Annotated in this window: 20 protein-coding genes; 12 read left to right on the top strand and 8 right to left on the bottom strand. The window is 33.5% G+C overall.

What is annotated here, in order from left to right:
- The first annotated feature begins 72 nt into the window (after window positions 1-72).
- From msrB (DK508_RS11170) to lpdA, 4 genes are all read left to right on the top strand, one after another.
- Window positions 73-564 carry a peptide-methionine (R)-S-oxide reductase MsrB gene (msrB, locus tag DK508_RS11170; protein WP_109301322.1) on the top strand — a complete coding sequence of 164 codons (492 nt, stop codon included), beginning with the start codon at window positions 73-75 and terminating at the stop codon, window positions 562-564.
- A complete protein-coding gene (gene msrB, locus DK508_RS11165) occupies window positions 561-956 on the top strand; it encodes a peptide-methionine (R)-S-oxide reductase MsrB (protein ID WP_109300845.1) in 396 nt (131 codons plus the stop codon). Before msrB (DK508_RS11170) ends, msrB (DK508_RS11165) begins: the two co-directional genes overlap by 4 nt.
- Before the next feature lie 27 nt (window positions 957-983).
- Complete coding sequence (locus DK508_RS11160) at window positions 984-1,481, top strand: hypothetical protein (protein ID WP_109300844.1); 498 nt, start codon at window positions 984-986, stop codon at window positions 1,479-1,481.
- A 190-nt stretch (window positions 1,482-1,671) separates the two neighbouring features.
- Window positions 1,672-3,063: a dihydrolipoyl dehydrogenase gene (lpdA, locus tag DK508_RS11155; RefSeq protein ID WP_109300843.1), complete on the top strand. Its 1,392-nt coding sequence runs from the start codon at window positions 1,672-1,674 to the stop codon at window positions 3,061-3,063.
- Window positions 3,064-3,122: 59 nt separating this feature from the next.
- Here lpdA and DK508_RS11150 read toward each other — a convergent pair whose 3' ends face one another.
- From DK508_RS11150 to DK508_RS11135, 4 genes are all read right to left on the bottom strand, one after another.
- A complete protein-coding gene (locus tag DK508_RS11150) occupies window positions 3,123-3,854 on the bottom strand; it encodes a diphthine--ammonia ligase (protein ID WP_109300842.1) in 732 nt (243 codons plus the stop codon).
- Window positions 3,847-4,272 (bottom strand): type II 3-dehydroquinate dehydratase, encoded by a 426-nt coding sequence (gene aroQ / locus DK508_RS11145; protein WP_109300841.1) that lies wholly within the window; start codon window positions 4,270-4,272, stop codon window positions 3,847-3,849. Before aroQ ends, DK508_RS11150 begins: the two co-directional genes overlap by 8 nt.
- Window positions 4,269-4,898, bottom strand: coding sequence for a porin family protein (locus DK508_RS11140; RefSeq protein WP_109300840.1), 630 nt, complete (start codon window positions 4,896-4,898; stop codon window positions 4,269-4,271). The genes aroQ and DK508_RS11140 overlap by 4 nt, the downstream gene beginning before the upstream one ends.
- A 122-nt stretch (window positions 4,899-5,020) precedes the next feature.
- Window positions 5,021-5,611: a porin family protein gene (locus DK508_RS11135; protein WP_109300839.1), complete on the bottom strand. Its 591-nt coding sequence runs from the start codon at window positions 5,609-5,611 to the stop codon at window positions 5,021-5,023.
- A gap of 231 nt (window positions 5,612-5,842) precedes the next feature.
- Here DK508_RS11135 and xerD point away from each other — a divergent pair, with 231 nt between their 5' ends.
- Genes xerD through DK508_RS11120 form a run of 3 tightly spaced genes read left to right on the top strand, consistent with a single transcriptional unit; the run spans window position 5,843 to window position 8,622 of the window.
- Complete coding sequence (xerD, locus tag DK508_RS11130) at window positions 5,843-6,739, top strand: site-specific tyrosine recombinase XerD (RefSeq protein WP_109300838.1); 897 nt, start codon at window positions 5,843-5,845, stop codon at window positions 6,737-6,739.
- Window position 6,740: 1 nt separating this feature from the next.
- On the top strand, window positions 6,741-7,694 hold the full coding sequence (locus tag DK508_RS11125) for a hypothetical protein (protein WP_109300837.1): 954 nt from the start codon (window positions 6,741-6,743) through the stop codon (window positions 7,692-7,694).
- Window positions 7,684-8,622 (top strand): leucine-rich repeat domain-containing protein, encoded by a 939-nt coding sequence (locus tag DK508_RS11120; RefSeq protein WP_160114655.1) that lies wholly within the window; start codon window positions 7,684-7,686, stop codon window positions 8,620-8,622. The genes DK508_RS11125 and DK508_RS11120 overlap by 11 nt, the downstream gene beginning before the upstream one ends.
- Before the next feature lie 48 nt (window positions 8,623-8,670).
- Here DK508_RS11120 and DK508_RS11115 read toward each other — a convergent pair whose 3' ends face one another.
- Both DK508_RS11115 and DK508_RS11110 read right to left on the bottom strand, forming a co-directional pair.
- Window positions 8,671-9,540 carry an anti-sigma factor gene (locus DK508_RS11115; protein WP_109300835.1) on the bottom strand — a complete coding sequence of 290 codons (870 nt, stop codon included), beginning with the start codon at window positions 9,538-9,540 and terminating at the stop codon, window positions 8,671-8,673.
- A gap of 115 nt (window positions 9,541-9,655) precedes the next feature.
- Entirely contained in the window at window positions 9,656-11,188 is a 1,533-nt protein-coding gene (locus DK508_RS11110) for an NAD(P)H-hydrate dehydratase (RefSeq protein WP_109300834.1), read from the bottom strand.
- 347 nt (window positions 11,189-11,535) lie between these two features.
- On the opposite strand from DK508_RS11110, the gene thrA reads away from it, so the two are divergent.
- The 4 genes from thrA to thrC are packed head-to-tail and all read left to right on the top strand — an operon-like array spanning window position 11,536 to window position 16,590.
- Entirely contained in the window at window positions 11,536-13,980 is a 2,445-nt protein-coding gene (gene thrA, locus DK508_RS11105; RefSeq protein WP_109300833.1) for a bifunctional aspartate kinase/homoserine dehydrogenase I, read from the top strand.
- Between the two features lie 5 nt (window positions 13,981-13,985).
- Entirely contained in the window at window positions 13,986-14,915 is a 930-nt protein-coding gene (locus tag DK508_RS11100; RefSeq protein ID WP_109300832.1) for a homoserine kinase, read from the top strand.
- 1 nt (window position 14,916) lies between these two features.
- Window positions 14,917-15,279 (top strand): RidA family protein, encoded by a 363-nt coding sequence (locus DK508_RS11095; protein ID WP_109300831.1) that lies wholly within the window; start codon window positions 14,917-14,919, stop codon window positions 15,277-15,279.
- Between the two features lie 21 nt (window positions 15,280-15,300).
- Complete coding sequence (gene thrC, locus DK508_RS11090; protein WP_109300830.1) at window positions 15,301-16,590, top strand: threonine synthase; 1,290 nt, start codon at window positions 15,301-15,303, stop codon at window positions 16,588-16,590.
- A gap of 40 nt (window positions 16,591-16,630) precedes the next feature.
- Here the strand turns inward: thrC and DK508_RS11085 are convergent, their stop codons facing one another.
- Window positions 16,631-17,512 carry a M28 family metallopeptidase gene (locus DK508_RS11085; protein ID WP_109300829.1) on the bottom strand — a complete coding sequence of 294 codons (882 nt, stop codon included), beginning with the start codon at window positions 17,510-17,512 and terminating at the stop codon, window positions 16,631-16,633.
- A 185-nt stretch (window positions 17,513-17,697) separates the two neighbouring features.
- On the opposite strand from DK508_RS11085, the gene DK508_RS11080 reads away from it, so the two are divergent.
- The gene (locus DK508_RS11080; RefSeq protein ID WP_160114654.1) at window positions 17,698-18,198 is read left to right on the top strand and encodes a hypothetical protein; all 501 of its coding nucleotides are present in this window, start codon (window positions 17,698-17,700) and stop codon (window positions 18,196-18,198) included.
- Between the two features lie 66 nt (window positions 18,199-18,264).
- On the opposite strand, the gene DK508_RS11075 is transcribed toward DK508_RS11080, so the two are convergent.
- Entirely contained in the window at window positions 18,265-19,563 is a 1,299-nt protein-coding gene (locus tag DK508_RS11075; RefSeq protein ID WP_109300827.1) for a M20/M25/M40 family metallo-hydrolase, read from the bottom strand.
- Window positions 19,564-19,574: the final 11 nt, after the last annotated feature.

The raw sequence follows: 19,574 nt of genomic DNA, 5'->3' as shown, positions 1-19,574 counted from the left end.
TTGTTGATACGTTATTCAAAGATGATTTATACGACTATTACTAAAACTTTAATTAATTTTAATCAAAAAAACATGACACGTTCAATTTTATTATGTTTAGTTGCTGTAGTAATTAGTTGTACTGGAACCGCTCAAAAAAAAGTAGAAAAGGAGAAGAAGACCTATGCTGTCTCCAAAACAAATGCAGAATGGAAAGAGATTTTAACTCCAGAGCAGTATTATATTCTTAGACAAGCAGGGACCGAAAGCCCTTATTCTAGCCCTTTAAATAAAACATATGCATCAGGAACTTTTTACTGTGCAGCATGTAACACGCCTTTATATGAAAGTAAACACAAATTCGATAGTGGTACGGGGTGGCCAAGTTTTGATCGTGCTGTGAAAGGAAATGTAGATCAAGATGTTGACTATAAAATAGGATATGCTCGTGTAGAATTATTATGCGGAACTTGTGGAGGACACCTTGGACATGCATTTAACGATGGTCCTAGAGATACAACCGGATGGAGACATTGTATAAATGGAGATGCTTTAGTTTTTGAATCCAAAAAAACAGACAAATGAGTAAGTATCAGATAAAAAAATCCGAAGCTGAGTGGAAAGCTCAGCTTAGTGAAGAAGAATATAAAGTACTAAGAGAAAAAGGGACAGAAAGAGCATTTATGGGAGAGTATAATATGCATTTTGACGATGGTACTTATACATGCATGGCCTGCAAGAACCCTCTATTTAATAGTAGTTCAAAATTTGATTCGGGTTGTGGATGGCCAAGTTTTGATGAATCGATTGAAGGTAGTGTAGAGTATATTAAGGATACTAGTCATGGTATGATAAGAACCGAAATATTATGCACAAATTGCGGAAGTCATTTAGGTCATATTTTTAACGATGGCCCTACTCAAACCGGACAGCGGTATTGTGTTAATTCAGTAAGTATAAACTTTGATAAAAAATAATTTACAACAAATAAATAATTAGAATTCATGAAAAAAATTTTCACCTTACTTTGTTTAGCTACATTTATATTTTCATCTTGTTCAAGCGATGATGACACTGATTTTGATACTATTGGTAGTACTTTTGAAATAACAGGAACATTTAATACAGCGAACAATTTTCTTGTAGAGGCTGTGGTTCCTGATAATATAAATGTATTTGATTCTGATGTAGCGCTAGTATATGTATTAGATCCTACTAACTCTACAGCACAAGTAGATGTATGGGAGCCATTACCAAGAACATTTTTCTTTAATGGTGGGGGATTTGCGCAATTTCAATTCAATTTCATTTTTAATGCACAACAAAACATTGCAAGTGTAGAAATATTTTTAGAAAGTGATGATTTAACCGCATTAGCAGCAGATATTACAGATAATCAAGCATTTAGAATCGTGATTGTACCATCTGCTTTTGCTCAAAGCACAGATATCAATTTAAAAGATTTTAATGCCGTACAAAAAGCCTTAAAATTAGAGTTTTAATAAAAATTATTCCTTTTTATAGGGAATTTTGAAAAAATTTAAACTTATAAATCAAAAAATTAACACTATCATTACGATAGTGTTTTTTTATTCAGTTTAGTTTCCGAAACCTTATTCACACGGAATGGTCAATTCCCTTTTCGATTAGCCGAATTATCCTTAAATTCGTGACTTCAAAAAATCGACATTTATGAACACATATGATATCATCGTTTTAGGAAGTGGCCCTGGAGGTTATGTAACCGCAATTAGAGCTGCTCAGCTCGGTTTTAAAGCTGCTATAATCGAAAAAGAAAGCCTTGGAGGTGTATGTTTAAATTGGGGATGTATTCCTACCAAAGCACTTTTAAAAAGTGCTCAAGTATTCGAATACTTAAAACATGCTTCTGATTACGGACTAACTATAGAAAAGTTTGATAAAGATTTTGATGCTGTTGTAAAACGTAGTCGTGGTGTTGCTGATGGGATGAGCAAGGGAGTTCAGTTCCTAATGAAAAAGAATAAAATTGATGTTATAGAAGGCTTTGGTAAATTAAAAGCAAGTAATCAAATTACCGTTACTGATGCCGATGGTAAAGCTACAGATTATGAGGCAAAACATATTGTTATTGCCACTGGTGCTCGATCTAGAGAACTACCTAATTTGCCTCAAGATGGTAAAAAAGTAATTGGATATAGAGATGCAATGACATTACCATCGCAACCCAAAAAAATGATCGTGGTTGGTTCTGGAGCAATCGGAGTAGAATTCGCACATTTCTATAATGCCATGGGTACCGAAGTAACTATTGTCGAGTTTTTACCAAATTTGGTTCCATTAGAAGATGAAGAAGTATCCAAGCAATTTGCACGTAATTTTAAGAAAGCGGGGATTAAAGTAATGACCAACTCTTCTGTAGAAAGTGTAGATACTAGTGGAGATGGTGTAAAAGCAACCGTAAAAACCAAAAAAGGAGAAGAAATTCTTGAAGCAGATATCGTTTTATCTGCCGTAGGAATTAAAACAAATATTGAAAACATTGGTTTAGAAGAGCTTGGTATTGCTACGGATAGAGATAAAATTGTTGTTAACGATTGGTATCAAACTAATATTCCCGGAATATATGCTATAGGTGATGTTGTAGCGGGACCTGCGCTAGCACATGTTGCCTCTGCAGAAGGAATTACTTGTGTAGAAAAAATAGCCGGAATGCATGTAGAAGCCATTGATTATGGAAATATCCCAGGATGTACTTATGCTTCTCCAGAGATCGCAAGTGTAGGTATGACTGAAAAGCAAGCAAAAGAAGCTGGTTATGAATTAAAAATTGGTAAGTTTCCTTTTTCTGCATCTGGTAAAGCTAGTGCGGCAGGAACAAAAGATGGTTTCGTAAAAGTAATTTTTGATGCTAAGTATGGAGAATGGTTAGGTTGCCATATGATAGGAGCTGGAGTTACAGATATGATCGCCGAAGCAGTGTTAGGAAGAAAACTTGAAACTACTGGTCACGAAGTATTAAAAACAATTCACCCTCACCCAACAATGAGTGAAGCGGTTATGGAAGCTGTTGCTGACGCCTATGATGAAGTAATTCATTTATAGAAAGCATATAATAATAAAAACAAACCCCAAAAGTTTAAAACTTTTGGGGTTTGTTTTTATTATTTTTTGGGAATCAAATCACAATACCAAAATGCAGTATCCCATTTTTTTTCTTTATCATCAACAAAACAATCATCATCATCATTTTGTGATGGTTCATAACCCCTAAGCACCTTCTCTCCTATCTCAAAATCAATCGGGTTTGTAAATATCGGCCCATCAAAAACAAATGTATGAAACTCTCCATTTTCTCCACAAGGATCTACATTAGATGGCAAATCCTCAAGAAACTGTTTATCTAATAATCTTCCGCAAAAATTTTCATCCAAGTATTTAGCATTTACACATACCGTAATAGCCTTAAAACCCAAATCCAAGAATTCTAACAATAATTCTTTTGTGTCTCTTTTCCAAAGCGGAAAAGAAGCTTTAATATTAACTATCTCTAATTGTTTTTCGCGATACGTTCTTAAATCTTCTAAAAAAATATCTCCAAAAATGCAATGCGTATATCCTTCTTCCTTTAATTCTAGCACAGCCCTTTTCATAGTCTCATTATAAGAGTCCATAGAAACTTGTGCCGGAAATTGTATTTTTTGATGTAGAATACCAATATTAATCGCCTGAAGATCCAAGAGTTCCTCTCTTAGTCCATGCATGGATACTCTTTTATACTCTTGATTAACCGTAGTTATCAATCTAGATATATCAAATTCTTTTTGTTGGAGCGCATAATACAAGGCCAAAGACGAGTCTTTTCCGCTACTCCAGTTAAAATATGTTTTATGCATCAGGATTTAAGAAACTTTGTATTGCTAATTCATAACTTTGTAAACCAAAACCGAGAATTACACCCTTAGCATTTGGCGAAATATAAGATTGATGTCTAAACTCTTCTCTACCAAAGGTATTTGATATATGTACTTCTACTACTGACGTTTGTATTGCTTTTATTGCATCACCAATACCAATAGACGTGTGCGTATAAGCGCCAGCATTAAGAATTACTCCATCAAAAGAGACATCTGCGTTTTGAAGTTTTGTAATTAATTCTCCTTCAATATTAGATTGAAAGTATGATAATTCTAAATTAGAAAATCGATTTTCCAACTCTTTAAAATATTCTTCAAAAGTTTGACTCCCGTATATACCTGGCTCTCTCTTGCCAAGTAAATTTAAATTTGGGCCATTTATTATTATTAGTTTCATTCTTGTATTGCTGGTTCTTGTCTTCTATTATTCTTTGTTTTAAATAAATAACCAACTGATAATTGAGCCAAAGAGTTATTGCTCGATATGTCAATAATATCTGTATTTATAATGTTACTTATTCCTAAGTTATAATGTAATTGAAAAAACAAACCACTTTCTAATTTATACCCTGCGCCAAATATCCATCCAAAATCAAAATCTTGAAAAGAATCAAAAAATTCATCGGGAGTATCATCTGCAGACTCACTAGCATTCGCCAAAGTAGCAAAGCGAGGTCCCGTCTCTAAACTAAAATGATTCCCGAAATAGAATTTTGAAATAATTGGTAACGCCAAATAGTTTAAGCTTATTTTGTTTTCTTCACCATTTTCATCAAAAGTATATCCTTGCGCAGAATAAAGTACTTCTGCTTGTATATATATTTGTTGAGAAATAGGAAATTCTATCACAGCTCCAAGATGCATTCGAATTCTAGCATCAGTATCTTCAATATCTCCTGTAACATTTGCATAGTTTAAACCTGCTTTAAAACCAGCTCGAGTAAATAATGGGTTATCATCTTGAGCGTTTAAAGAAAAGGTAGCTGTGATCAATCCAATAAGTAGTACATTAAGTTTCTTCATAGTAATTGGGAATAACAACTCAAAAATACTTTTATTTTTTTAATAATAAAGAGTTCTCTAAACTAAAGAAGCGTTTTGGTGATGTCCAAAACGCTTCTTTCACCTCTTAAAGAGAGTATATATTAAAACTTGTATCCAACAGAGAATTGAAATACAGAATTTTGTACGTTATCACCTTCGGCAGTATCTTCGTCAAAGACATTTGATATCCCCAAGTTATAGCGCGCGTCAAAGAAAACACCCATATCTAGTTGATATCCTGCTCCAAAATTAAGTCCAAAATCAAAACTACTTAATTCATCTTTAAGATCTTGATCAAATGATTGACCAGAATCCTCCCCTTCAGCATTTGCAGATAACAAAAACCCAATTTGTGGTCCAGCTTGAAGACTAAGTCCTTGAGCTACATAATACTTTGCCATTAATGGGATATTAAGGTAATCTAACTTCGTTTTAGACTCAAAATCAGTTACATCAATTTGAGTTCCTTGTGATGAATACAGTAATTCAGGTTGAAAAGCGAATTTTTCAGTGATTGGTATTTCGGCAAGTGCTCCAACGTGGAAACCAGTTCTACTATCCACATTTTGGCTGTCCCCTTTTACAGTAGCAAAATTAACCCCGGCTTTTGCCCCAAAACGGATAGATTCTTCTTGAGCTTTTGCTACAAAACTAACTGAAGCCAATACGACAAATACTAAAAATTTTTTCATAATAATTGTTTGTTTAAGTTTTTATGAGAACACATTTATCAAACGTTATGCCACAAATAATACCCGCATTTGAAATGAAGCCCTCCTTTACCCATTATTTAATAATCAAATACTCTGATTCTAATATATTTCTTTGTCTATTATGGCTTATATAATCCTCATGCAAAAAAATATTTATGATAAAGGTCATTCTTGTTAGTCTAGATGGTTATTCTTTTTATATTAGTATTAATGAAATGGAAACATGCCATAAAAGATTATGAACATTATTTGAAAATTGAAAGAGGACTATCCGATAACTCGATAGTGAATTATGTTCTTGATCTAAAAAGATTACTTAGCTTTTTAGAAAGTTCTAATATTGAAACTTCTCCTCTATCAATCGAAAAAGAAACGCTTCAATTGTTCGTATTCGAGACCGCTAAATTGGTTAATGCAAGATCCCAATCTAGAATTATTTCTGGACTTAAAAGTTTTTTTAATTATTTGGTTTTTGAGGATTACAGGGAGTCTAATCCTATGGAGCTAATCGAATCTCCTAAAATCGGAAGAAAATTACCTGACACATTATCTGTTGATGAAATAGATGAAATCATAGCTCAAATAGATCTTGGCAAACCCGAAGGGGAAAGAAATCGTGCTATTATTGAAACCCTTTATGGTTGTGGTTTAAGAGTGAGTGAGCTAACCGAATTAAAGCTCTCTAACCTCTTTTTTGATGAAGGCTATATTAGCGTAACGGGAAAAGGTGATAAACAACGCTTTGTACCTATTGGAGAAACCACTCAAAAATATATCGATATCTATCAAAATGAAATACGAAATCATTTAGATATTAAAAAAGGCCATGAAGACACTTTATTTTTAAATCGTAGAGGAAGACAATTAACCAGAGCCATGATTTTTACAATTATCAAGCGTTTGGTTGAAAAAGCAGGAATCCATAAAACGGTGAGTCCACATACCTTTAGGCATTCTTTTGCCACCCATCTATTAGAAAATGGCGCAGATTTAAGGGCTATACAGCTCATGTTAGGTCACGAGAGTATTACGACTACAGAAATATATATGCATATCGATAGAAGCCATTTAAGTGAAGTAATGAATAATTTTCACCCTAGAAGATAAGATGGAAAAACAAATCTTAAGAATATTTACTTTGTTAACTTTATTCTTATGTTGTACCGTTTCTTCTCAGAAACTGAATGCAAATGGTGGCCTCCTTCTCAAAGCTCAAATTGCTTTGGGGAATCAAAATCAATGGTTAAAACTGGGAATATTCGGTTTTGGAACTTTAAATTATGGTGATATATCTGTAGAAAGTGGTTTGTCATTTGCCTCTTATCAATTTTTAAAGCGGCATACAGTAAAAATATCTGGATTAGGATATTCATATGAGTTTTTTGCACTGGGCGGTATTGGTAAGAATAGTAACCTGTTAGGTTCGTCTGTGTCTAATGCAAACACATCAATTATATTCAATCCAAAAGGTAAAGGTGGATTTAATGGACTTGGATTTGGGTTTAGCAAAGACTATTTGCCAAAATCATTAAAATCTTACGGACTTAAAAGAGGGGCTTTGATAATGCGCTTTAGTAATGCAGATCATAATTTACATTTAGCTTTCTTAAATGATTTTAAAATAGGTTGGTTTAATGGATCTGGTACAGATTATGGTGTTACAGGCTCATTAGACATTGGGTTTGCCAAAATACAAGATCTGCACACAGCATATCAATTAGGGTTTGGTCTTGATCTTTTTACACCAAGGCCAAATTATAGTAAATCCCCTAGAAACCCCATTAATTCTGATGATGGCCGAAAAAATGTTTGGTATACCTTACCTCCTATCCAAGATCTTTTTTATGGTAATATATACGGGTATGGAACCTATCAAGAGGACAATTATGCTATTAATTTAAAATTAGGAGTAAACAGTCAAAAAGCTGGAGCATATATACAAAATATCTTACATGATGGTTTAGGGCTTAATCCTCGTTTTCCTTGGAAAGTTAAAACAAAAGATAAAATTTACCTCGAAATCTCAGGAAATAGTTTTTTAAAAGAAGTACATGATGATTAAGCGATTAATACCATATTCTTTACTATTAATTTTGATAACCACTACTACTAGTTGTAGCACATACACCAATTTTTATAGTGAGACATTTACATCTATCGACAAAACCTCCTCTAAGATTCATAGACTAGATTTAAGCAACCAAAATTTAACCGTTTTACCTGATTTGTCTGCAGTAAAGAATTTAAGGATGGTCAATCTAAGTAATAATCCAAAATTAAATGTACACAAAGTATTTGAGCAACTTATCCCTTACAAAAGCATAGAAATATTAATATTAGACAGTTTAGCGATAGAAGTTCTTCCCAAATCCATACATCAATTTTCAGGTTTAAAACAATTATCTCTAGCCCATAACCCCGATTTGGATATTGAATCGATGGTTAATCAAATAAAAAACCTTCCTATTGAATTTTTGAATTTGAAGGGAAATAATATTGAGGTTTTACCTGCAAATTTCAGCCACATACAATCTTTAAAAGATCTTAATCTATCGTATAATAACTTAGCTACTAATCAAAATTATGAGATCATAAGTAAACTTCCTAATTTATATTCATTGTGGATTGATCATAATGAACTGGTTACACTACCAAAAAGTATTGGGAAAATAAGTCAAATACGCTTTTTGTACATTGATCATAATAAGTTAAAAGAATTACCACTAGAAATGAATTCGATGAAAACTTGGGTTATCCATGCTGGATATAACTCTTTTAAAGAACTTCCTGCTGTTTTTACCAAAATGCCTTCTTTACTAATGGTCCATATAAACAACAATAACATTGAGACGATACCAAAAGATTACCACACAGAAAAATATCCTCTAGCTGGGTTAATATTAGATAATAACCCACTTTCAGAAACGGAGAAAAATAATATAAAGGAATTATTTAAAGGTTTTTTCCTTTTATCATTTGAGCAAAAATAAAACCCTACAGTATTGCAGGGTTTTAGGTATATATATTGATTTCTTGCTTTACATACTCGGTCTTGTCGCTCTACCAGATGGCACCGCAGTATTAGAGGTCATCATTACAGGATTACCTGGTCCTGTTGTAATTCCTGCCGTAGCACTAAGTGGTTCGATAAAAAACGGTGCTGGATCATTATCCAAATAAGGCTCAACAGTAATAAAAACCCTTCGACTTGTTACCGCAGCAGGGAGAGTAATCCCTGTTAAAGGAATCTGGCTAGGGATAACCAGAAAATCTTCTCCAGGAAAATCAGGAACAGTTCCTCCTGATCCTTTAAAAAAGTTACCATCATCCGTAACATCAACTTTAGAAAAAGTACCTGTAGAAAGTATTTTGGTTCCAAAATCTACCCATCCTTCATATTTCCAACCACTACCAAGGTCCGGAAGTGCTAATCCTGGAGCCGTAAGTCCATTCATAAACCAAACTCCAAACTCATCATTATCTGCTACATCATCGGTTGGTGTTGCCAGGAAAAATTGACCAGATGTAATCGAAAGATCAGCAACTACAGACTCAAAACCGAGTTGAGCAGATGTTCCGTTAAAATTACCCGTTAGTATTTTAGCATCTGAAGGTAAATTATCAATATCACCAAAAGGTTCTACAGTTAAAACAAATTGTGTAGCATCCTCAAGGTCAGATTTAAGTACTTCTAAATTTACTGTTCCTGCTGGATCAGTAAACTTTGCAGTTGCCTTAGCTACTCCATTTACTATAAGCCATCCCTGGTATGAGGACCCTCCAGTAAGCGCTTTTAAACCAATGGTTTCTAATTGTAAATTAGCAACGGGAGGTCCATCATCACTAGAACACGATACAGCAAATATGCTTACTATCAATACCGTAAACATTAAAATTTTTCTATTCATCATTTTGCTTTTTAAGTTAGAATTCGAAACGTATTGTCATCATGACAAATAACTAGAAAACAACAACAAAATTGTACAAATAGTTCACATTATTTTTAACTGCGGAGTACATATTTTAGGCTTGAGGTTCATTTGGGTGATCACTTTTAAACAACTCTAAGAATGCCTGACCTATATTATTAACAATATCTCCTGCTATCAATCCTTCAAAACTGGTTTTTTGCGCACTAATATCCCCTGCACTACCATGCAAATACGACCCAAAGACCGACGCGCGAATAGGATCATATCCTTGTGATAATAAGCCTGTAATCATTCCTGTTAATACATCACCGCTACCTGCAGTCGCCATTCCTGGATTACCCGAATTATTCACATATAATTGATCTTCATATACCGTAATAGAATTAGCTCCTTTAATAATAACTACACAACCATATTTTTTAGAAAATGCTTTTGTTTTTTCTATTTTATCAAAATCATCCTCCCATTTACCAATTAATCTTTCTAATTCTTTAGGATGTGGTGTTAGTACCGTTTGCAAAGGAAGATTATCTAAAAATTCTGAGTGCTTCGCTAAAATATTAATACCATCAGCATCAATAACAAGCGGTGCTTTATTCTCTTTCAAAAACAACTCGAAAGCTTTTATTGTATTTTCATGTGTACCTAAACCTATTCCTATTCCTACCGCCGATGGTTCGAAATCAAGATCGACCTTAACTATTTGATCATCTTCATCGGCAATAACCATAGCCTCAGGAACAGCGGTTTGTAATATTTCATATCCACATTCTGGTATATAAGCCGTAGTAAGACCCGCTCCTATTCTTAAAGCAGCTTTTGTTGCTAATACCACACTTCCCATTTTACCATAACTACCGCCAATTAATACAGCATGCCCATATGTACCTTTATGACTATACTTATGCCTAGGGCGATATAATGGTTTTACTTCATTTTTATGAATTAACTCTGCAACCCCCGAAGTTTGTTGCAAAAATTCTCGATCCAATCCAATATCAATAACTTCTACATCTTTGGTGTATCCACCTGTTTGGGGTAAAAAGAATAGTAATTTGGGTAATTGAAAAGTTACAGTAACATCAGCGAAAATGACACCTTCCCAATCATCTGGTTTTTTTGTATCATATAATCCCGAAGGAATATCTACTGAGAGGGTAAAACATCTTGCATTATTAATATGTTTAATAAGTGAAACCACCCAAGGCACTAATGGTCTATTAAGACCTATTCCAAAAATGGCGTCAATAACCATATCCTGATATTGAATAACTGGTATATCATCTTTAGATTTAAGTTGTACTGGCCATTCTTTTGAAATTTCTTTAAGACGGTCATAGTTTATTAAAAAATCTTTGGACCTGTTCTCGCTAAAATTTACAATATATGTTTTTACATTGTATCCATGCTCAAGTAACAATCTAGAGATTACTAAACCATCTCCTCCGTTATTCCCTATTCCGCAAAATACATGAATAAGAATAGGTGCTCCTTGTAATCTTGCATGAATACGATTAAAAATCTGAGACGCTGCGCGTTCCATTAATTCTATAGAGGTAATTTTTTCGGATTTCATCGTTACTTCATCCGCTGTTCGCATTTGTTCTGCAGAAAATATTTTCATAAGACAGGTTTCAACTTTTTTTTTGAGAATCTTACAACGAAACTAGATCAATATTATTGAAATAACAAAAGTTTAAGAATAGTGCTCAATTAATTTTCTCTAAAACTAAAAAATTATACATTTGAACCATGTAATTTAGAGCAAACTAATGTTTAGTACCATTTTAATCTTAGCTTTATTTATTTTCTCAGGAACGATTATCGTTGCCGAGACTACTACTATTACAGGTACTATTATTACCCTTAGGGGTTAATGTATCATATATCACCACCAGAATAAGTACGTAGTTCAAAAATAAGAACTACCGAAAACAAACTTTACCATTAATTTCATATAAAAAATATATCATGAACGTTCTAAAATTTGGAGGTTCTTCTGTCGCTAATGCATCTACTGTTGAACATGTAATAGCTATTATACAAAAACAATCAGAAAAAAAATCCCTTTATGTAGTTGTATCTGCTATGGGAGGAATAACAGATCTATTATTACAAGCTGGCGAAGAGGCTTCATCAAACAACGAAAATTACAAAAATATTCTCGCTGAAATAGAAAAACGACACTTAGAAGCTGTAAAAGAGCTTATTCCAGTAGTGTCTCAGAGTGCTATAATCAGTAAGGTTAAATCTAAATTAAATACACTAGAATCTCTTTGTGAAGGAGTTTACCTTCTTAGTGAGCTATCCGAAAAAACTGCTGCAGTTATAGCCAGTTTTGGAGAAATACTATCATCTTATATCATCTCGGAAGCAGCTAAAGTAAAAGGACTTGATATCGTATTAAAGGACTCTCGGGATATTATAATAAAAACGGTGAACTCTAAGATTGCTGTTAATTATGTGGAAACTAATAAAAGAATACAGGAATTTGCTGATAATAACAATCATAAAATTGTACTTTTTCCTGGTTTTGTTGCAAGAACTCTAGACGGTGAACCAACAACATTAGGAAGAGGTGGCTCTGATTTTACAGCTGCTATATTGGCATCTGCAATAGATGCTGATGAGCTGCAAATTTGGACTGATGTAAGTGGTATGTATACCGCCAATCCTAGATTAGTAAAACAAGCTAAACCTGTATCGCATATTTCTTATCAAGAAGCTATGGAGCTTTCGCATTTTGGTGCAAAAGTAATTTATCCACCAACTATACATCCAGTATTAGATAAGAATATTCCGATTGTAATTAAGAATACATTCGAGCCTTTAGATCATGGCACACTTATAACTAGAAAAGTAGATGATAGACAAAAGCCTGTAACGGGTATAAGTCATATCGATAGTATTGCAATTATTTCTCTCGAGGGAAGCGGTATGGTTGGGATACCAGGGTTTTCCAAACGCTTATTCGAAGCCCTTTTTGTAGAAAGTATAAATGTAATTTTAATTACTCAAGCCTCATCTGAGCATTCTATTTGTTTAGCTGTTGAAGCTTCTGAAGCAGAAAAAGCAAAAGCTACTCTGGATGCTATATTCGAATTTGAAATTTCGAAAAATAAACTGGATCCAGTAAAAATTGAGAATGATGTTGCTATAGTAGCCTTGGTTGGTGATAATATGTATCATCATCAAGGATTAAGTGGTAAAATGTTTAGCACGCTTGGTAAAAATAACGTAAACATTAGAGCCATCGCCCAAGGAGCATCAGAAAAGAATATTTCTGTTGTAATTGAGAAAAAAGATATAAAAAAGGCATTAAACACGCTACATGAACGCTTTTTTGAAGTCAAAACAAAACAATTAAATTTATTTATAACTGGTGTTGGTAATGTTGGTAGTAAGTTATTAGAACAACTAGATCAGCAAAAGATGTACCTTAAAGATAAACTACGATTAAAAATTCGAGTAGTTGGCTTATCTAACTCCAGAAAAATGGTGTTTAATGAAAATGGTATTGATCTAGATTCTTGGAACGAAAATCTATCCCAAGGCATCGAAGCAAATGCAGAAGACTTTTTTAAAAAAGCTAAAGAAATGAATCTTCGTAATTCTATATTTGTTGATAATACTGCCAATCCAGATATTGCCCAAGTATATAAACACTACTTAGCAGAAAGCATGGCTGTAGTAACCTGTAATAAAATTGCCTGTGCAGATGAATATGTTAACTATGAAGAGTTGCAAGATTTATCTCGAAAATTCAATGCTTCCTTTTTATATGAAACTAATGTAGGAGCGGGTTTGCCCATTATTGATACGCTTAATAATTTAATCGCTTCTGGAGATAATATTCATAAAATACAAGCCGTTTTATCCGGTAGTTTAAATTTTGTTTTTAATAACTATAATGAAAACGTTACTTTTCATGATATTGTGAAACAAGCGCAACAAGAAGGATATACAGAACCAGATCCCAAAATAGATCTTAGTGGTATAGATGTCGCCCGTAAAATTTTAATTCTTGCCAGAGAAAGCGGAAAAAAAATGGAACTTACCGCTATCGAAAATGATGCATTTTTACCCAAAGAAAGTTTAGAAACCAATTCGGTTGAAGATTTCTTCACTTCTTTGAATGAACATGAAGAACATTTTAAAAAAATTCTTACGACAGCCACCCAAAAAGAATGTCGTTTAAAATATGTAGCTCAATATGAAAACGAAAAAGCAAAAGTAGGATTACAATTTATCCCATCGGATCATCCTTTCTATAACCTAGAAGGTAGTGATAATATTGTGCTTTTTTATACAGATAGATATTCACAACAACCATTAATCGTAAAAGGCGCGGGTGCTGGAGCAGATGTTACTGCTTCTGGTATTTTTGCAGATATTATCAGAATTGGTAAAAAATAAAAAACATGATTAAAAGTATCAAAATATTCGCTCCTGCAACAGTCGCCAACCTTTCATGTGGGTTTGATGTTTTAGGATGTTGTCTGGATAATGTAGGAGATGAAATGAACATTTCTCTTGTTTCTGAACCTGGAGTAAAAATCACGAAAATTGAAGGGGCTGACCTTCCTTTAGAAACGCACAAGAATGTTGCCGGAGTTGCTGTAGAAGCTTTACTAAAAGCTTATGATAAAATGGTTGGTGTGCATATAGAAATCTACAAAAAGATTAAAGCCGGTAGCGGTATTGGCAGTAGTGCTGCCAGTAGTGCCGGAGCAGTTTGGGCAGTAAATCATTTGCTAGACGAGCCGTTTACTCCTCACGATTTAGTGTCTTTCGCAATGGAAGGTGAAAAATTAGCGAGTGGCAATGCCCATGCAGATAATGTAGCTCCTGCCCTTCTTGGTGGTTTTACTTTGGTGCGTAGTTATGATCCTTTGGATGTTATCAAATTACATTCCCCAAAGGATTTAGTGATGACTGTTATTCATCCTCAAATTGAAGTAAAAACTTCAGATTCTAGATCTGTAATCAAACAAAATGTTGCATTAAAAAAAGCAATTCAGCAATGGGGTAATGTTGGAGGACTTGTTGCCGGTTTATTTACCGAAAATTATGATCTCATTGGTAGAAGTCTTGAAGATGTAATTATAGAACCTTTACGATCCATATTAATTCCAGAATTTAAAGCTGTAAAAGAAATCGCAATGGCCAAAGGAGCTTTAGGGTGTGGTATTTCAGGCTCTGGCCCATCTATCTTTGCGCTTAGCAAAGGTACAGAAACTGCAAAAATTGTATCTGAAGCCATACGAAGCGTATACATCAAAACTGGGTTAGATTTTGATATTCACGTATCACCAATTAATAATCAAGGTATTAAACTAATCAATCCGTAAAATGAAAAAAACAAGTAAAATATCTACTGGAGCCCCTTGGGAAGATATTGTTGGGTATTCTAGAGCAGTTAAAGTTGGAGATGTAATAGAGGTATCAGGAACAACAGCACAAGGTGCTAATGAATATGAACAAACCGTTGAGATCATTAAAATTGCGGAAAAAGCATTAAAAGAACTTGGTGCGAATTTATCTAATGTTATACGAACCAGAATGTATTGCACCAATATTTCACAATGGGAACAGATTGGTAAGGCCCATGGCGAATTTTTTGCTAATATTAGACCTGTAACCACAATGGTAGAAGTATCAAAATTAATATCTCCAGAAATATTAGTAGAAATAGAATTTTCTGCTGTCGTCTAATACAAATAACAATATAGAATAATGAACTATTATAGTTTAAACAATAACGCACCAAAAGTAACTTTCGAAGATGCTGTTATAAAGGGACTAGCTCCAGATCGAGGCTTATACTTTCCCGAAGAAATAACTTCTTTGCCGCAATCATTTTTCGAGAATATCGAAAACTTAGATAATGTAGAAATAGCATATCAAGCCATTCAACAATTTGTTGGGGATGAAATCCCCGAGGTCGAGTTAAAAGATATTTTAGAGGATGTTTTAAGTTTTGATTTCCCTGTTATAGAAATTGAAGAAAATATTGCAAGTTTAGAATTGTTTCATGGCCCTACGATGGCTTTTAAAGATGTAGGAGCCCGTTTTATGGCACGTTGTCTTGGATATTTTAACAGAGAAAATGAAAATCATGTAACCGTTCTTGTGGCAACTTCTGGTGATACAGGCGGTGCTGTAGCCAATGGTTTCTTGGGAGTAAAAGGAGTTGATGTGGTTATTCTTTATCCAACTGGTAAAGTAAGTGCTATTCAAGAAAAACAACTAACCACTCTTGGTCAAAATATCACAGCACTAGAGGTAGATGGTGTTTTTGATGATTGCCAGGAAATGGTGAAAACAGCATTTTTGGATAAAAGCATTACAGATTTCAAACAATTAACATCTGCAAATTCGATTAATATTGCGAGATGGCTTCCTCAATTATTCTATTTCTTATTCGCTTACAAACAAGTAAAACATAAAGGAAAAGACATCACTTTTTCGGTGCCAAGTGGCAACTTCGGTAACATATGTGCCGGTATTGTAGCACATAAACTAGGGCTACCTGTAAAACATTTTATAGCTTCTACAAATATTAATGATACTGTTGTAAGATATCTTAAAACTTCAGAGTATAACCCGAAACCCTCTAAAGCTACAATCTCTAACGCAATGGATGTAGGTAATCCCAGCAATTTTATACGAATTCAAAAACTATTTAATAATAATTTTGAAGAACTAAAAACCTCTTTCTCTGCATATAGTTTTAATGATACGCAAACAAAAGATGCTATGCAAAAAGTATACAGTGATACTGGTTATATTACAGATCCTCATGGAGCAGTTGGATATTTAGGATTAAAAAAGAAAGGGCTAAATGGTTCTGATTATGGAATATTTCTAGAGACTGCACATCCTGTTAAGTTTTTAGATACAGTAGAAGAAACTATTGATACTACAGTAGAAATACCTTCTCAAATACAAAAGATAATAAATAAAAAGAAGAAGAGTATTGCTATTGATAGTTATGAAAATTTAAAAGAGTTTTTGTTAAAGTAACAAAAACTCTTTTAAATAAAATTATTTTGTGTGCGACTTATTACTTAGCTAATGCCTTCATTACTTTATATGTAATTTCTGTAGTAGAAGCTAAATATTTAAAGTTTACCGTTGTATACTTATCCTCACTCTGACGAACAAACGGAGAGTTATCAGCATTTTTAAGTTCTGCTGTTAATGTTACTGTATCATAACCAAAATTAGAAAAGAACCTGCTTTCTGGCGTTGCCACTGTTCTTTTATATACCGGCACAGGAGATTCTATTCTATAAAGAGATTCTAAACTAATATTAGAAGCTAACAATTCGATTGCACGATCTTCGTCATTATCCCATCCCATATAATCTGATCTATGCATAGAGTGAACATTGTAACCTTCCTTTTGCAATTTTTTGGTAAACATTCTAGTACCAATCATATTGCTTTTCCAATGATCAAAGAAGACGATCATAAAATTTTTATTTCGTGATTCGAGTTCTGCAATTTTTTTAGCAACATAATATGCAATGGCAACACCCGTTGCATTATGCACAGCACCAGGGCTGTTTTCTACGGTATCATAATGTGCACAAATAATTACCCATTCGTCATTATCAGTTGTAGCGGGAATTTCTGCATATACATTTATCCCTGCATACTGAGTTCCTTTTTTATCTTGCACATTATATGTGTCTTTTTCAGCATCAAGTCCTATATCCTTTAAAGAATTGAAAAGAAAATCTGCTGTGATTTTTCTTTCTGACTTACTTGATCTACTTGATAATTTTTTCTTACCCTTAATAGGTTCATGACCAGTTAATTTGGCCACTATGCCTCGTTCGACATTAATAATCTCTGCTTCTAATCGATCTTGTTCAGATTGGGCTGGGGCGATCTGACTTACGAAAAAGAACAATAGTAAAAATATTCTATAATACTTCATTTTGTAGGTTTTGTATTCCAATTTACTTTAACACAAATTTAGGAAAATTATATAACAATCCAATTTTGTACTTTTATTATTAAAATAATACTTCAAAAATGAAATTTGCAAAAACCGTACCTTTTTTTCTTATTTTAATAATTTTTATTAAATGTACGACAAATAATTCTTCCAAAAATCATTTATTGGCACCAGATAATTGGCGGGGCGAAATTATTAAATTTCCATTAAAATTCGCTCCTTCTTTAAAATATTCTGGTACAGAATACGTACGTTTCGCTCCGGGATGGGGTACAGAGAATGCAAAAGACTATTTTTCATATACTTTTTTGTGGGAAACAAATGAAAACCCTAAACTATCAACTAAAAAATTAGAATCTGAAATGGAAACTTATTTCGACGGTTTGATGAGTATGATACATGAAATGAGTACCGAATCTCAAAAAGAAATTAATCCTTCTAAAGCTTTTTTCGAAAAAATAAATGATTCTATTTATATAGGCAAAGTAATTACCTACGATGCATTTATAACAAAAAAAGACGTTACCTTAAACATCATAGTTAATTATGAATTTTGTGACCTTGCAAAGAAACATCTTGCAAAATTTAATCTATCTCCTCAATCACCGGATCACTCTATATGGAAAAAAATGGATAATATAGTTATTGATAAACCCTGCGAGTAAAATTCTCATTATTATCCTAACCTTAAAAGTGACTTCGAGTAATTTGAAATTATAAATTTGGGAAAATTATTGTGCTAGTCCCGCTTCAGCCAGAGTGATTAGCAATGCCATTTTTATACTTTCGGTTCCGTTGATATTTGTCCAACTCTCATGTAATGAATGAGCCCCTTTTCCTTTACCTCCTCTACTAATTGTGATTGCAGGAATATTTTTGGCTATTGGGATATTACTATTCGTAGAACCAGTACTCAATTTTGGTTGGATATTAAAAAATGACGTTACCGAAATAGCACGCTGTACTAAAGGTGTATTTTTATCTAATGTTCCCGAAGGTCTATCTCCTATTGGTATAATTTCAAGAGTAACTTTATTTTCAACCCCCGAAGAATTGTACTTTATTTCAGCATTTTTCATGCTTCTCTTAAAAATACTATCTATTTCCAATAATCTTTTAGGACTAAGTGATCTCATATCTACTTCCATCCATGACTCAAAAGGAATAGAATTTACAGAGGTTCCTCCTCCTATTCTCCCAATATTAAATGATGTTTTTGGTCCTTTTATCTGCGTATACTTTGTAGCTTCTTCAACAAAAAGCGTAATAGCATTCCCTAGGGCATGATGTGGATTAGCTAACCCAAAAGCTCCCCACGAATGACCTCCTTTTCCTTTAAAAACAGCTTTATATCTTTTAGACCCTAATCCCCCATTAATTATTCTACCAACTCCTCCTCCATCAATAGAAATCCAAGAATCTATTTTAATATCTGAATTTGCGCTAAACAAATGTTTCACACCTCTAAGATCTCCTAATCCTTCCTCTCCAACCGTACCAACAAAAACAATATCTGCATCTGTTTTAATAGAAGCTTTATTCATTCCATCTAGAACCGCTATTAACATTGCCATACCACGAGTATTATCACCAATTCCGGGAGCAGTATATGTATTTCCTTCTTTTTTAACGCTTACATCGGTTTCTTGAGGAAAAACGGTATCCATATGTGCGTCTAAAACCACCAATTTGTTTCTTTTTTCCCCTTTTCGCAATGCCAATACATTACCTTCACTATCCATCCATACACTATCTACTTTGGATGCAATGAACAAGTCTTTAAACTTCTCTGCTCTTTTTGTTTCTCCAAAAGGTGGAGCAGGGATTTCAGTTAGCATTACCATATTATCAATGGTCTGTTCATCTAACGAATCGATAGTATTCATAGCCAACTGCACAGCTTTACTTTTTATTATGGTAGATATTTCATTAGCATATTCTTTTGTAACTTCTGGTTTATCTTGAGTGTACCCAAAGAAAAAATTTATAAAACCAATAATGACTAGCAATTTAGATCGTTTTCTATTCATAAGTGTGCATT

The sequence above is a fragment of the Aquimarina sp. AU474 genome, assembly GCF_900312815.1.
Lineage (GTDB): Bacteria > Bacteroidota > Bacteroidia > Flavobacteriales > Flavobacteriaceae > Aquimarina.
This window is presented reverse-complemented; position numbering and strand designations above follow the sequence as displayed.